Below are 14,605 nucleotides of genomic sequence, written 5' to 3'. Positions count from 1 at the left end.
ATAGAACTCGTCCACAATGAGTTTGGGTTCGTGCAAACGGCGGCGGCAAGTCGTCGTTGATATCGCGGGCGATTGGGTTGGCGGAGGGCTAGAAGGCAGAGAGCGAAACCATCGTCTACTCCAGCCGGTGGGCCCACGGAAGGTGGCTGTTTCAAAACCATTCCTGATAACGAGGCGATCTGGAAACACCTCCGAGCTCACAACGCGGCTGTGGATTTTGGCATCGAAATGGCCATGCGTGTTCGATCACGTGCGGCGAATGCCCCTTCTTCGGAGAGAGATTGATGAAACATTCCAATGACAAGGCTTCGCCTGACAAGACGAGGGCCGGTGCGTCCAATGAGCCGTCGGATGAAGTAATGTCGGACTGGTTTGCGTTCCGGAGCGGCGAACCACCGTGTAGCGTCAGGCTGACTGAGCCGGATGTCGAGCATTCCCAGGAACTTGAAGCTCTGGAACGCCATGGGTTGCTGACGGAACTCAGCCGCCGCCGCTTCCTTCAGGCATCTTCGGCTCTGGCCGCGTCTCTTGCTGTCGGGATGCCATCGTTTGCCGAAGCGCAAGAGGCGATTCCGACTACGTCGGTCACGCTGAGGGTGAATGGCCAAACGCTCGCGCTTCACCTCGATCCCCGTACTTCGCTTCTCGATGCTCTCCGCGAGCAGGTGGACCTGACTGGCACCAAGAAGGGTTGCGATCATGGTCAGTGCGGGGCATGCACGGTTTTGATCGACGGACGACGGGTCAATAGCTGCCTGACGCTGGCGCTTGCTGCTGAAGGCGCTGCGATTACTACGATTGAAGGTCTTGCGAAGACTCCCAATCCGAAGACGATCGAGGATCTCAGTCCTGTGCAGGCAGCGTTCCTTACGCATGACGGATACCAGTGCGGGTATTGCACGCCCGGCCAGATCATCTCGGCTACGGCAGTCATTACCGAGCAACAGAAGGGCGAGTTGTCCATCGTTAGCTGGCATAGTGGGAAAAACGAGCGGCCTGAACTCACTGATGAGGAGATTCGCGAGCGCATGAGCGGCAACATCTGCCGCTGCGGAGCTTACCCGAACATCGTCGCCGCTGTTCGCTTTGCATCGAAAGGAGCGTCGGCATGAAGAGCTTCACCTATAGTCGCGCTACGTCGAATGCACAGGCGCTCGAGGCAGCCAGGAATCGCGGCGCCAAGTTTCTTGCCGGCGGGACGAATTTGGTCGATCTGATGAAGTACCGGGTGGAGCAGCCGGCTTCTCTGGTAGACATCAATCATCTTGCGCTTGCCGAAATCAGGCAAACGGAAGCCGGGGGACTTTCGATTGGGGCGATGGTTCGCAACAGCGATCTCGCGAACCACCCTCTGGTGCGAACGAGCTACCCGCTCCTTTCGCAAGCACTGCTGAGTGGCGCATCGCCGCAGTTGCGGAACATGGCGAGCACCGGCGGCAACATGATGCAGCGTACGCGCTGCTACTACTTCACTGACGTTGCTTTCACAGCTTGTAACAAGCGCAAGCCTGGGTCAGGATGCGCGGCACTTGAAGGGTACAACCGGATCCACGCAATACTGGGGCAAACCGACAAGGGTACCAATAGCGGAGAGACGTGCATCGCTACGCATCCATCCGATATGTGCGTGGCTCTGGCTGCTTTGGAGGCCAAAGTTGAGGTGGAGGGGCGAGGCGGTAAGCGAACGATACCGTTCGCGGAGTTTCATCGGCTGCCCGGCAGCGATCCAAGCCGTGACACGTCGCTAAGGGAAGGCGAATTGATCACCGCAGTGACGCTGCCATCGGCCCGGTTCGCGAAGAACGCCTTTTATCTGAAGGCGCGTGACCGCAATAGTTATGCATTCGCTCTGATCTCTGTCGCCGCTGGGCTGGAGATGGATGGCAATACCATTCGTTCTGCTGGTCTGGCTATGGGCGGAGTTGCTCACAAGCCATGGCGTATTCCGGAGGCGGAGCAGGCGCTCGTAGGCAAGACAGCCACCTCTGAGGCCTTTACACACGCAGCTGACATCCTGCTGCACGGAGCGCGTGGCTACGAACACAACCGCTTCAAGATCGAGCTGGCGAAACAGGGCGTCGTACGCGCTCTTACGGTTGCCGCGCAGGGCACTTCGGAGGTTGCATGATGGCACTTACTCAAGAGCAGGAACTGCCCAAGCCGGTGACGCAACTTGACCACCGTTACGAGGGCATCGCCAAGGTGACGGGTAAGGCACGCTATGCCGCTGAGTTCTCCGATCCCTTTCCGAAAGCTGATCTGGTCTATGCGTTCCTCGTGCAGGCGACGATTCCGAGCGGCAGCGTCAAGTCGATCGACATTACGACCGCTAGCAGGGCTCCCGGAGTGTTGACGGTGATTACTCCATTCAACGCTCCCAAGCTAAGCCAGGCACCGCCGCAGCCACCGGCACGCCGCAATCTTACTCTGCTACAGGATGCGAATGTTTCCTACAACGGTCAGCCGATCGCTGTTGTCGTTGGGAAGAGTTTGAATGAAGCGAAGGCGGCTGCGGCTCTGCTGAAGATCAGCTACACACCGCAGCCAGCAAAGCTGCAATGGGAGAAGCGCCTCGATGAAGCGCGCTGGCCGAAGAATCCCGGCAAGGGGCCTGCAGGCAATCATCGCGGAGATATCCATGCAGCGTTCGCCGAGGCTGCTGTCACGATCGACAACACTTATGTCACACCCATCCAGTTCCATAATCCGATGGAGAGTCACGCCACCATCGCATGGTGGCAGGAGGACAAGCTTACGGTATACGACGCGACACAGTATATCTCTGGCGTCAAGATGTCATTGGCCAAAGCGATGAATATACCTGTCGATAACGTGCGGGTCATCGATCCGCTTGTCGGCGGTGGGTTTGGTTCGAAAGGCTCGATGTGGTCGCACGTTCCGTTGTGCGCCATGGCATCGAAGGTGGTGAACCGGCCGGTGAAGTTGTCGCTTGATCGCGAGCAGATGTTTGGTCCAGTTGGCGGCCGTCCATCGACCATCAATCACATTCGCCTAGCGGCGAAACAGGATGGCACGCTGCTGGGCATCCAGCATGACGTTGTCATGAACGCTTCGGTACTTGAAGACTTCGTTGAACATGCTGAGGGACCTGCGAAAAGCCTGTATCAGAGCGGCGCCAGTTCGGTCACGGCGAAGGTTGTTGAGGCAAATCTTGGCATTTCTACTTTCATGCGTGCTCCGGGTGAGGCTCCCGGTACCGCGGTGCTTGAGATCGCACTGGATGAGCTGGCTGAGAAGTTGAAGATGGACCCGGTGGAGCTTCGGCTGAAGAATTACGCAGAGACTGACCCAAGCCATGAGGGGCGTCCCTGGTCGAGCAAGCATCTGCGGGAGTGTTACAGCCAAGCGGCTGAGAAATTTGGATGGGCAACACGGAATACTACGCCGGGCCAACGCTCGGAGGGTAAGTGGCTAATCGGCCAAGGCATGGCTACTGCCACGTACCCAGCAAATCGGAGTGCAGCGATGGCAGTTGTCCGGCTCATGCCTGGAGGCCGGATGTTTGTGGGCAGCGGAACCCAGGATCTTGGCACTGGCATGTATACCATCATGGCGCAGCAGGCTGCGGCGGGGCTTGGGATCGATCCGCAGATGGTTGACGTGAAGTTGGGTGATTCTACCTTGCCTAAGGCGCCGGTTTCGGGAGGCTCGCAATCGTCTGCTTCGGTGCTGCCTGCGATTCAGGATGCGACGACTCAGTTGAAGCTGAAGCTGATTGACCTCGCGATCAACGATAATGCTTCGCCATTGCACGGCTTGCAGACGGCGGATTGCGACGTGAAGAACGGAAAGCTTGTGTCGAAATCACAGCCGGATAAGTCGGACGGTCTTATCGAACTGATTGCCCGTAACAAAAACCAGCCGGTGGAGGCGCAAGGGCAAGCGGAGCCGAGCGAAGCTAAGGATGCGATGAGCACGCAGTCCTGGGGAGCTGTCTTTGCGGAGGTTGCCGTGGATCGTTACACGAAGATGGTCAAGGTTCGGCGGATCGTCGGTGTGTACGATATTGGCGTGCTTCTGAATGAGAAGACTGGCCTGAATCAGTTGATGGGTGGAATGACATGGGGCATCAGTTTTGCCACGCACGAGAACGGAATCGTGGATGGTGTCACGGGCCGCATCGTCAATGCGAGTCTAGCCGAGTACCATGTGCCGGTGAACGCCGATGTGGGGGTTCTGGACGTGAGCGTGATCGGGATTCCTGATCTGAAGTTCAATCCGATCGGTTCGCGCGGGATCGGCGAGATTGGTATTACGGGAACCGCTGCAGCTGTTGCGAATGCAATCTACAACGCTACGGGAAGACGCGTACGAGAGTATCCCATCACTCCTGACAAACTGCTGTTGAGTTGAGCACAGTTGCCGCTAGCCGTGGCGTGAATTTCTTCGGCCACCATAGGCAGCCTGTTCGGATGTGTGCGCATTGAACGCTCTCTAACCTTTCGCGCCTATCGAGTGAGATAGCTGGGGTGTGTTCCGGTTCTTGTACGCAAGGTAAAACCCCGCAGGGACAAGGAAGACTGTGAGGACCACGGAAAGGGTGAGACCCCCGATGATCGCCTGCGCGAGCGGTGCGTAGGATTCGCTGCCTTCGCCAAGTTTGAGAGCCATTGGGAGCAGACCGATTACGGTTGCGAGCGAGGTCATCAGGATGGGGCGAAGTCGTACGCGGCAGGAGGTGATGATGGCTTCCTTCACTTCCTGGCCTTCTTTCAGCAGGTGATGAGCGAACTCGACGATGAGGATGCTGTTGGAAAGAGCGATGCCGGCCAGCATGACGACCCCCATCAGGGACATGACGTTGAGTGTGGTGTGCGAGAGTAGCAGCGCGAGCAGGACTCCGGTGATTCCTGGCGGCAGGGCGAGCAGGATGATGAAGGGATCGAGGAAGGATCGGAATTGCGCTACGAGGATGAGGTAAAGCAACAGAACAGAAAAAGTCAGGCCGAGTGCGAAGCTGCGGAAGGACTCGTTCATGGAATTGACGCTTCCGTTCAGGGTGACGGTCATTCCGTGCGGGGTGCTGGAGCTGGAGAGAATCCTCTGGATGTCGCCGGTGATGCGGCCCAGGTCTTCGTTTTGCGGGCGTACGTAGATGTCGATATCACGGCGGATTTGTGTGTGGTCTAACTCCGTGGGGGCGTTGAACTGCTGGATGTCGGCGACCATGTCTAGCCTTGTTGTTAGGGCGACATTGGCTCCATGGAGCGGGATGGCTTTGAGGTCCTCGATCGATTTGATCTGACCGTCTTTGTACATTACGGTGAGAAAGTAGTTATTGCCGCTCTTGGGGTCAATCCACACGCTGGGGGCGATCATCTGGTTGGATGTTAGCGCGGTCACCAGGTTCGACACGATTTCTTTCTCGGTCAAGCCGAGTTCTCCGGCGCGCGTGCGGTCGATGGCGACGCGCAGGGAGGGATAGTCGATGTCCTGGGGAACATAGACGTCGGCGACTCCTCTGATCTGTCGAATGCGTAATGCGATGGACTGTGCTGTGTTGTAGTCGGCGGTGATATCGCTGCCAGCAATGCGCACGTCGATCGGTGCGGGCGCGCCCATGTTCAGGACACCGTCGATGAGGCTTCCGCTGGAGAAGAACGTTTGCAACTCGGGCATTTGGGTTGAGAGAGCTTGCTTGACTTCGTCGATGTACTTATAGCTGCTGACAGAGTGGTCCGTGCTCAACGCTACTTGCGTGAAACCGGTGTGCATGGCTGAGTTTGGTGAGTAGAGAGAGGAGAAGCCAGGGTCGACGCCGATGTTGGAAACGATCATGCCCATGTCGTGTTTGGAGACGATGCGGCGAACGATGCTTTCGAGCTTGGCGGCTTCGTCATTGGTGGCGTCAAGGCGTGTGCCTGAAGGCGCTTTGAAGCGGACAACGAATTGTCCTGCGTCTGTTCGGGGAAAGAAGGATAGGCCAAGCAGTGGAAAGAGAAGCAGACTCAACAGGAAGGCTACGCCGGAGATCGCCAGCGTGGCGCGCGGAACTTCGAGCACTCGCTGGACGAGTTTGTCATAACGGTGCAGAAGACCATCGAACCCTGTACTGAATCGGGCATTGAATCTTGCCCAGAGGCTGTTGTGGTCTGCTTTGGCGTCGGCTGTGATGGTCATCTCTGTCTCAGCTGATTCATGGTCTACGTCACCATGAGGACTCTTGATGAATCGCGCGCAGAACAGCGGAACTACGGTGAGTGCTACGAAGTACGAGGCGAAGAGCGAGATGACGACGGCCAGCGCCAGAGCAGAAAAGAGAAACCGGCTTACTCCGAAGAGCATGGTTACGGGGAAGAAAACGACCACCGTTGTGAGTGTGCCGGCGAGGACGGGCAAGGCCACTTCGCGGCCACCGCGTTCGGCAGCGACGGCTGGTAATTCGCCCTCTTCGAGATGGCGGAAGATGTTTTCGAGGACGACGACGGAGTTGTCGATGAGTCGAGACAGAGCCAGCGCCAGGCCGCCCAGCACCATACTGTTGATGGAGCTGCCCGATAGACGCAGGATGATAAACGTTGCAAGAAGTGAGAGAGGAATCGAGAAGAAGACCGCGATGGTGGCTCGAACGCTTCCGAGGAAGACGAGGATCATGAGGCAGGTGAGGAAGAGGCCTATGCCGCCCTCGTGGATGAGTGTTTCGATCGCTGTTCTTACGAAGCGCGCCTGATCGAAGACGACTGTTGCTTTCAACGAACCGGGAACATCATAAAGCTTTTGGATCGTCGCTTTCACACCATCGACAATGGCAATGGTGTTTGAGTCTCCGCCCTGCTTGAAGATGGGAAGATAGGCAGCCCTTTGCCCGTCGATGCGAACGATGTTGTACTGGCGCCCGAAGGAGTCCTGCGGCACGGCGACATCGCCAACGCGAACCGGTGATTGGTCGACGGTCTTGATCGGAACTGTCGCGATATCATCGGGGCCCCTGAGCATCGAGTTGGTGTAGATGTTGTAGTCGAGGCGCCCAATCTGCGCATCACCAGCGGGCAAGATCACGTTGGCGTCGTTAACGGCGCGAACAACGTCCATCGGGCTGAGTTGGTTGGCTTCGAGCTTGTATGGATCAACGTAGAGCTGGATCTGCCGCCAGGTTCCACCGAAGGGTTGCGGCACGGATGCTCCTTCAACACTCGCCAGCTGATTACGTACGAAATTCTGCCCCAGGTCTTTGAGCGTGCTTTCGCTTAGCCCAGCGCCCGTCAATGGGACGAGCGCCACGGGAATGCTTGATGCATCCTGTTTGAGAATGATCGGCGGATAAGTGCCGGGCGGCATGTCACGCAGGTCGCTCATGGCGAGCGATGAGATCAAGGCCGCAGCGGTATCCGGATTGGTGCCCGCGCGAAAAAAGACTTTGATCAGACTGACGCCAAGCAAGGAGCGTGACTCCATGTGATCGATGCCGCTGGCAAGTGTGAACTGCCGTTCAAGATGGTAAGTGATGTTAGTTTCAATCTGCTGAGGCGGCATGCCTGAATAAAACGTGGCAACGGCAACGACCGGAAGATGGATGGACGGGAACATATCTACCGGCATGTCCGACGCGCTCACCACGCCTAGAATCATGACCGCCAGGCAAAGCACAACAATCAAGTAGGGATTGCGTATGGAAAATCCAGACATTCTGCCTCATCTTCTTCGGAATCAGTATTGAGTCGATGCGCGTTCGTAAGTGGCGAGTTGGGCGCTCACCTTTTCTCCATCGGAGAGGCCGGTGTGACGTCCTACAACGACCGAGTCGCCTCGCTTGAGGCCGGAAAGTATCTCCACGCGCGCGGGAGTCTGAAGCCCCACTCTGACCTTCACCAGATGGACCTCTCCGTCCTTGACCTGATAGACCTGTTGCGCACTGGTGCCGAGACCATCTACCGCATCGAGAGGCACACTGAGCACGTCGGGGCGTGCCGCGAGATGAAGATGCACCTGGGCATACATGCCCGGGAAAATTTTGCCTTCACGATTGGGTACGTCGACCTCGGTATCCATTGTGCGTGTAGCCATCTGGACGGAGTCGGCATATCGGGTAACCTTGCCCTGCAATGTTGTTCCAAGGTTTGTCACGCCTAATTCAACAGCCTGACCATCCCTGATGCCACCCACCGAGTTAACTGGTACGGGGAGGATGACGCGAAGGAGGTCGTTCTCTGCGATTCGTACCACGGGCATCGCCTGTGATTGCGACGAAGTTCCAGCCTGAATCATCGATCCAGTGTTCGCGTATCGCTTAGTGACTACGCCGGTAAACGGGGCGCGGATGGTTGCGTATTGTGCCATCGACTGGGCTCGCGCATATTCCGACTCTGCGCCTGACTTGATCTGCTGGGCTGCCTTCACGGCGGAGTTCGCGCTGGCCAATTGTGCGGCTGCCTCCAGGTCTCGGGATTCGGCAACGTCCACATCCTGGCGCGGAACAAGCCCCTTGTCCTTTGCCGCTACGTTACGAATTCGCTCATAGCAAAGATGCGCAATGTTGGCGACAGCCTGCGCATGGGTCACGTTAGCCTGTGCCGTCACAATGTTGGCTTCTGCGGTTGCCACACCCGCCTTGGCCTTCGCCAGTTCGTCTTGTATTTCGGGAACTTCCAGCGTCGCCAAGACTTCGCCCTGTTGCACGTGATCGCCAATATCCACGCGAATATTCTTTACATACCCCGCAATCTTGGCCATCACATCGACTTCCTGATACGGTCGGAACTCCGCCGATAGAGCTAGGTCATTCGCCAGAGTTGCCGGTTCTACTGTCGCGATTGGAACCGTGGGAAGTGCTACAGCCGGAGCCACGTCCGATTTGCAAGAAGAGAGCGTACAGGCAAGTGTGATACTGAGCAGTCCCGGCAGCAGCACACGATTCGAATATCCCATGGCAGCAGTTCCTTTCAATTTAATAAGCCTGCAGCGAAGTCGAGTTGGGCACGGCGAGTGAGGTAGCTATACGTGGAATCCGCCGCTGTGATCTCTGCCGATGTCTCGTTCAGTTGAGCTTCGTTCAGTTCGACAATGCTTCCCAGGCCAGCATCGTAGCGGTCCTTGGCCAGCCGCAAAGCTTCCTTACTTTGAGCGACGAGCCGTTCAGTGACATCGAGGCTGCGGTATGATTCATTTGCCTGGTACCAGGCATCGCGGACTTGTTCACTGACCTGCAACTGAATCTCCTGCACGTCGCGTTCCCGCGCACTCGCTTCCAGTTCCGCCTCGGCATAGCGAGCCTTGAACAGGCCTCCGTTGAAGACTGGAATATTTAGGTTGAATCCTGCAGCAGCATAATCGTCATGAAGAGTGTGGTCGTGAAATGGCAACTGTCCCGCGGCAGCAAGTATGCTGAGGGTCGGATAACTCAGCTTCTTTTCTGAAAGAGCAAACTGCGCGGCAGCCTTCTGCTGCTCCTGTAGCGCGCTCAAATCCGCGCGCTGCGCTGTCGCGGACTGTACATAGCTGGCGGGATCAGGAGATAAAGCATCACCGGGCGCGACGACTGCGTTCAGAGTCGCTGATACTGGCTGCGATGTTCCCATAGCTGTGGCGAGCCGTGCTCGTTGTTGTGCGACTGTGCCCTCAGCCTTCACTACGGCTAGCTCGGCTTCACTCTCAAGCACCTTGGCGAAGTTCACATCGAGCGTTGAACGAAGTTCGCTGTCAGCAAGAGCGGATAGCTGCCTGGAAATCAGGCGCCGATTCTCCTGCGCCGCCTTCGCTGCACGCAAGACCGCTTCAGCACCGAGGACGCCGTAGTATGCTTCGCGCACATTGAGGCGAACCTGTGCGCGGCTCAACGTAGCGATATCGGCCTGGGCTCGTGCATTCGCCTTTGCACTACCCACAAGTGCGCTGGTCTTGCCAAAGTCCGTCACAAGCTGACCGAGATTGCCTCCGAATGCGAATCGGTCTGAGATAGAAGAGGTCGTAATGTTCCCAGCTGCGGTAGAGGTTCCCGTATCTGCTACCCGGACTCCCGTGGCGTTGAAAGCTATCGTAGGGAGATAGCCGGAACGAAACTCAAGAACTCTTTCTAACGAAGCGCGAGCCCGCAGTTGAGCTGCCAGCATTTGCGGTTGGTTCAGGAGCGCAGCAGATTCAGCTTGTTCAAGGGTCAGTATCGGAGAAGCATTCGGCGGCACAGGGGGCTGTGCGGAAAGCCCGATCACAGCCGTGATGGTGAGAAACACGACGACGGCGAGCAAGCATCTCTTCATTTTCTGCAGAGGTTCCTCTCAAACTTTGATTGGGATTGTGAGAGATAGAAAACAACCCGCCTTGGATAGGTCTCGAACGCTAGTCGAAGTTGAACATCATCCTTCCTTACGGAACTCTGACATTTCTCTGACAACCGCCGGAAGCTCTTGCTTGTACGGTTCTGCTGCGACATGATTTATGTGGAGGATTCCGTGCCAAACGAGCAAGTCCGATCGAGAATTCTGGTCATCGAGGATGATCGCAAGCTCTCCGATACGCTCGTCGCGGGTATTGATGCCGCTGGATACGATGTCTCCGCGGCTAGAACTGCAGAGGAAGGATTCTTCCTCGTGCACAACCTACAGCCGGATTTGCTGATACTCGACTTAAACCTGCCGCATCGCAGCGGACTGGATATTCTTCGCCAGATCAGACGCGAGGCCCTTGATGTAAGGGTGCTGATTCTCACATCCCACAACACAGCGGAAGATCGGGTCGAGGGCTTGGAATCCGGAGCAGACGATTACCTGGGCAAACCATTCTCGTTCCCTGAACTCGTTGCACGTATCCGAGCCTTGCTGCGGAGAGTGCTGCCCGTCGCGGCCTCCACAACGCTGAGTATGGCTGACCTTGTCCTCGATACACGGATGAGGACAGCATCGCGGCTGAACGTTGATCTTGGCCTGACTAGCCGTGAATTCGATCTCCTGCTCTATCTTTTGGAGAATAGAGATAGAACCGTCTCGCGAGAAATGCTTGCACGCGACGTGTGGCGGGAGACATCGCGTTTCACCCCAATCAATAATGTTATCGATGTGCAGGTGGCACGGCTGCGTAAGAAAATTGATGACCCTTACAGGGTTAAGCTTCTTCAAACCATCCGGGGAGTAGGCTTTTGCCTCCGAGAACCAGAAGCATGAAGAAGCCCTCAACCAGCGTCCGAACCAGGCTGACTCTTTGGTATGTCACTGTTCTGGCGTTGCTGCTCGGCCTCTATAGTGTTCTTGTCTTCCTCTTTCAATATGCCCAATTGCAACGGCAGATTTTCCATGACGAGATCCAGGACGTAGAAACAGTGGAAGGGCTGCTCTACTTCGATGTCCATGGGGCTTTGCAACTCGAACAGAACTACCACTCGCATCCCTCATCGCGGTTATTGATTGACCGACTGATGGAGGTACGAGAGACTTCGGGAGCTGTTCTCTACAGGAGCGAAACTCTTGGATCGCAATCCCTCGGAGGTCCTAACTTTGCGGGAGAGGGTAGCACGACCTTCAATCAGCGAACAGAGACGCTTGGGGATGGAACTCGCGTAGCTCTGATCAGTCATATTCATCCGGTGCACGGACACGTAGTTCTCATTCGGCTTGGATATAGTCTTTCCCCTCTTCACGATCGTATGTCGCAGTTCTTCACGCTCTTGCTGGTTGCACTTCCAGTAGCTCTGCTCATGGCTGGACTTGCTGGCGCCGTCATTGCGAAGAGAGCTTTGAAGCCATTACAGACCATGGCCGGACGAGCCGAGCAGATCACCGCAAGTAATCTTCATGATCGGCTTGAGATCCAGAATCCGGATGATGAATTGGGGCACATCGCAAGAGTGTTTAACCAGCTATTGCAGAGGCTGGAGGATTCCTTCGAGCAGCTTAAGAGATTCACGGCGGACGCAGCCCATGAGTTACGCACGCCGCTGGCTTCTCTCCGGGCCGTAGGTGAAGTGGCGCTGCAGGAAGCCTCTACAACCGAGGACTATCGAGAGTCGATTGGGAGCATCCTGGAAGAGACAGCCCGGCTCAATCAGACGATTGAAGGACTGCTGTTGCTGGCGAGAGCGGAGGCATCCCAGCCGGGAGAAGCAAAGAATGAATTCTTTCTCTCCGAGCTCGTCAATGAGGTTATATCTCTCCTGAGCGTGTTGCTCGAAGAAAAGAATGTCGCCATCATCGAAGAGCGAGCCGATTTCGAGAACGTGAAGGTACTCGCGGATCGAAGCCTGGTCCGAATTGCACTCGTGAATATCCTCCACAATGCTTTGAAATTCTCACCGGAGGGGGCCACAATTCGAGTGGCTAGTTCTACTGAGCGAGTGTCCCGGCAGTTTGCTGAGATAAGCGTGGCAGACGAGGGACCTGGTCTGGCTAAGGACGAATATGACAAGGTATTTAGACGCTTCTTCACAAGTGGCCGGGACATCGCTGGCGAGGGAACTGGACTCGGGCTATCCATTGCCAAACTGGCGGTAGAGCGAAATGGCGGGGAAATCTTCTTCGATGAGACGCCAGCACGTGGAGCGCGCTGCACGATACGTCTACCGCTTGCGCCCCCTCCGTAGAACGCCAGCACACCGGCCGGAGACTCTGAAGAAGGGCCACCCGCTGTAGAGAGGCTCAATTCGACGCAGCGGGCGGGTCCAGCTACAGTGCGACGCCGATCAATGCTGAGGGTTTGTGGGAGCGTTCGCTGCCTGTTCCGTTGTCGTAGCCTTGTCTATGACCTGAAGTAGCGCTGAGCTACCAGCATAGAGAGTTACGGTGTGACGGCGAGAAGCCAGCTCGAAAACCCCCTGACTCGTTGAGCCGTTCTCCTGCATGTAAACCGTATCGAAACCGTAGAGACCGCAGGCGCTGGCGGAGAAGATGGCAACGGACTGTTCGGATCCGGTGCCGCTGCAGTGAAAACCCGCATAGCGATTTGCGGAATTATTGGAGATCAATCGCGCGAAGACACCCTGCCTGCGGTTGTAGCCGACGATATCGCCGTCGCTGGTGCGCACTTCCTTCTCAATCGGCGAGAAACTGTCGCCACCGATCTGCACATTCGTACCCAGGGAGTCTGTCTCGTCGAGACGCTTTGGCGAGGCTGCGTCCTTCGTATCAAGAGTATTCGCAAGAGCCCGCACTGAGACGTTGATGGGAATGGCTTCTTCCCTGTCAACAATCTTGTCGAATCGAACTGAGATGATCGATGGTTGCTGAACCGCGTACGGAGCTGAATCGAACTTAAATTTGCGCGATTCCGTTACGTGCCCAAGCAGTACGCTTCCTTTGGGAATGCTATGGCCGTCGGCCAAGAAAACAATCTGCATCGTCTTAGCTGTGATGACGTCACCCAGCTTAGCTTTCCCTGCTTCAACGTTGCGAGTGAATACGACCGGAATAGCTGTATCTGGTGGAAGTTCTGCAGCATTGACGGTGCTAACGCTGAGTGCCGCGCCTAAACTCACAAAGGTGCACATAACTGATTGGAAGGCAAATCTTTGTCCTATATTCTTCATCTTCATCGCTGGCAACTCCTCTACGAACTGTCATGCACCAGTCGATTGAACCATTCAAATGTCTTACGCAACTCTTACCGATTTCTGACATTTATCGGAGCTTGCCGCGGTCTCGTAACGACGGATCCGAATGGAATATTCAGGCCAGTTCGGCGCTCAAAAGTTGATGAAGAAGACGATGTCGCCTCGAACGGACCAGTGACCGTTTGGTGTTAGCTACCCCATCGGAGAGCATGTCGCACCAGTCTTCGCTCCGCACTCACACCGAAGGGTGCGTTCCAAAGGGATCCATGTTCCAGCCAAACTAAGCTTCTTCTGTCCGCGCATGGCTTTCGGATCGGCGATTTGAGACGCCGATATCTCTTGGCCGCATTAGAACTCCGCGCTAACCCAAGTGGCAGCCGGAGTTAGTTTTCTGTTGAGTGCATACCGTAGGAGTCGCGTACGTGGGCTGATTCGACTCAATGGGATCTCGATTCCTGTTTTATCAACTGATGAGCTATTAGGAATGAAGCCGAAGGCTGGTCTCGCCTTTATGAAGTGCAGTATTTCATCAGACTGCGGCAGTGTTGTCCGCCGTCACACCGGGCTACAATTGGGCAATCAACCTGATGGTGGCTAGGGTTCCGCTGGTATCGACGGGTGTGGACCGATCGCCACAGAAGCCGCAAATGCGTCTTGCGCCCGAGGCATAGAAAGCTCGCACCGCTCGGCATCGTCTCCGCACTTCGCGAAACCAGTGTGCTCTGGGCAATTGTCATTGGCCGCGCCTTCCCTGGCGAAACCTTTACTTGGCGCAGAACCGTTTCCGCATCTCTGATCTGCTGCGGAGTCTTTCTTCTGGTCGCAATGTCGGGGTAGTTGGGCACCAACACAGCAGCCAAATCTAAAAGCCCCCAGGATGGGGGCCTCGTCGATTGCCAAATTGTCCATGTTATCGGGGTTTTTAGGGCTTGTCGTGGAGCCGACGACCGGAGTTGAACCGGTGACCTACTGATTACGAATCAGTTGCTCTACCAACTGAGCTACGTCGGCGAACTCCAATCGTGATTTTACAGGGACCAGCGCCGCACGTAAAGCCACCGGGCTGCACCGCTCGAAAGTCGCGAAATTCGGAGAACTGCTCAAATGTAAGAC

Annotated in this window: 9 protein-coding genes and 1 tRNA gene; 5 read left to right on the top strand and 5 right to left on the bottom strand. The window is 56.2% G+C overall.

Annotated features, from left to right (window positions below; all coding sequences use genetic code 11):
* Positions 1-284 precede the first annotated feature (284 nt).
* Genes AC5S27_RS01265 through AC5S27_RS01255 form a run of 3 tightly spaced genes read left to right on the top strand, consistent with a single transcriptional unit; the run spans position 285 to position 4,374 of the window.
* A complete protein-coding gene (locus tag AC5S27_RS01265) occupies positions 285-1,112 on the top strand; it encodes a (2Fe-2S)-binding protein (protein ID WP_493932770.1) in 828 nt (275 codons plus the stop codon).
* The gene (locus AC5S27_RS01260) at positions 1,109-2,128 is read left to right on the top strand and encodes an FAD binding domain-containing protein (protein WP_493932769.1); all 1,020 of its coding nucleotides are present in this window, start codon (positions 1,109-1,111) and stop codon (positions 2,126-2,128) included. Before AC5S27_RS01265 ends, AC5S27_RS01260 begins: the two co-directional genes overlap by 4 nt.
* A complete protein-coding gene (locus AC5S27_RS01255) occupies positions 2,125-4,374 on the top strand; it encodes a xanthine dehydrogenase family protein molybdopterin-binding subunit (RefSeq protein WP_493932768.1) in 2,250 nt (749 codons plus the stop codon). Before AC5S27_RS01260 ends, AC5S27_RS01255 begins: the two co-directional genes overlap by 4 nt.
* Positions 4,375-4,455: 81 nt before the next feature.
* On the opposite strand, the gene AC5S27_RS01250 is transcribed toward AC5S27_RS01255, so the two are convergent.
* From AC5S27_RS01250 to AC5S27_RS01240, 3 genes are read right to left on the bottom strand one after another with little or no spacing between them, the layout of a single operon-like run.
* Positions 4,456-7,647 (bottom strand): efflux RND transporter permease subunit, encoded by a 3,192-nt coding sequence (locus AC5S27_RS01250; RefSeq protein ID WP_493932767.1) that lies wholly within the window; start codon positions 7,645-7,647, stop codon positions 4,456-4,458.
* Between the two features lie 21 nt (positions 7,648-7,668).
* Positions 7,669-8,886 (bottom strand): efflux RND transporter periplasmic adaptor subunit, encoded by a 1,218-nt coding sequence (locus AC5S27_RS01245; protein ID WP_493932766.1) that lies wholly within the window; start codon positions 8,884-8,886, stop codon positions 7,669-7,671.
* Positions 8,887-8,900: 14 nt separating this feature from the next.
* Complete coding sequence (locus tag AC5S27_RS01240; RefSeq protein WP_493932765.1) at positions 8,901-10,214, bottom strand: TolC family protein; 1,314 nt, start codon at positions 10,212-10,214, stop codon at positions 8,901-8,903.
* A 192-nt stretch (positions 10,215-10,406) separates the two neighbouring features.
* On the opposite strand from AC5S27_RS01240, the gene AC5S27_RS01235 reads away from it, so the two are divergent.
* Positions 10,407-11,114, top strand: coding sequence for a response regulator transcription factor (locus AC5S27_RS01235; RefSeq protein ID WP_493932764.1), 708 nt, complete (start codon positions 10,407-10,409; stop codon positions 11,112-11,114).
* Positions 11,111-12,526, top strand: coding sequence for a sensor histidine kinase (locus AC5S27_RS01230; RefSeq protein WP_493932763.1), 1,416 nt, complete (start codon positions 11,111-11,113; stop codon positions 12,524-12,526). Before AC5S27_RS01235 ends, AC5S27_RS01230 begins: the two co-directional genes overlap by 4 nt.
* Positions 12,527-12,625: 99 nt before the next feature.
* On the opposite strand, the gene AC5S27_RS01225 is transcribed toward AC5S27_RS01230, so the two are convergent.
* Together AC5S27_RS01225 and AC5S27_RS01220 are read right to left on the bottom strand one after the other, a co-directional pair.
* Positions 12,626-13,474: a hypothetical protein gene (locus AC5S27_RS01225; protein ID WP_493932762.1), complete on the bottom strand. Its 849-nt coding sequence runs from the start codon at positions 13,472-13,474 to the stop codon at positions 12,626-12,628.
* A 953-nt stretch (positions 13,475-14,427) separates the two neighbouring features.
* Positions 14,428-14,503 (bottom strand) — tRNA-Thr (locus AC5S27_RS01220).
* Between the last annotated feature and the right edge of the window lie 102 nt (positions 14,504-14,605).

The sequence above is a fragment of the Acidicapsa borealis genome (genome assembly GCF_059115245.1).
The sequence above is the reverse complement of the archived record's forward strand: the minus strand, read 5'-3'. Positions and strand labels throughout refer to the sequence as shown.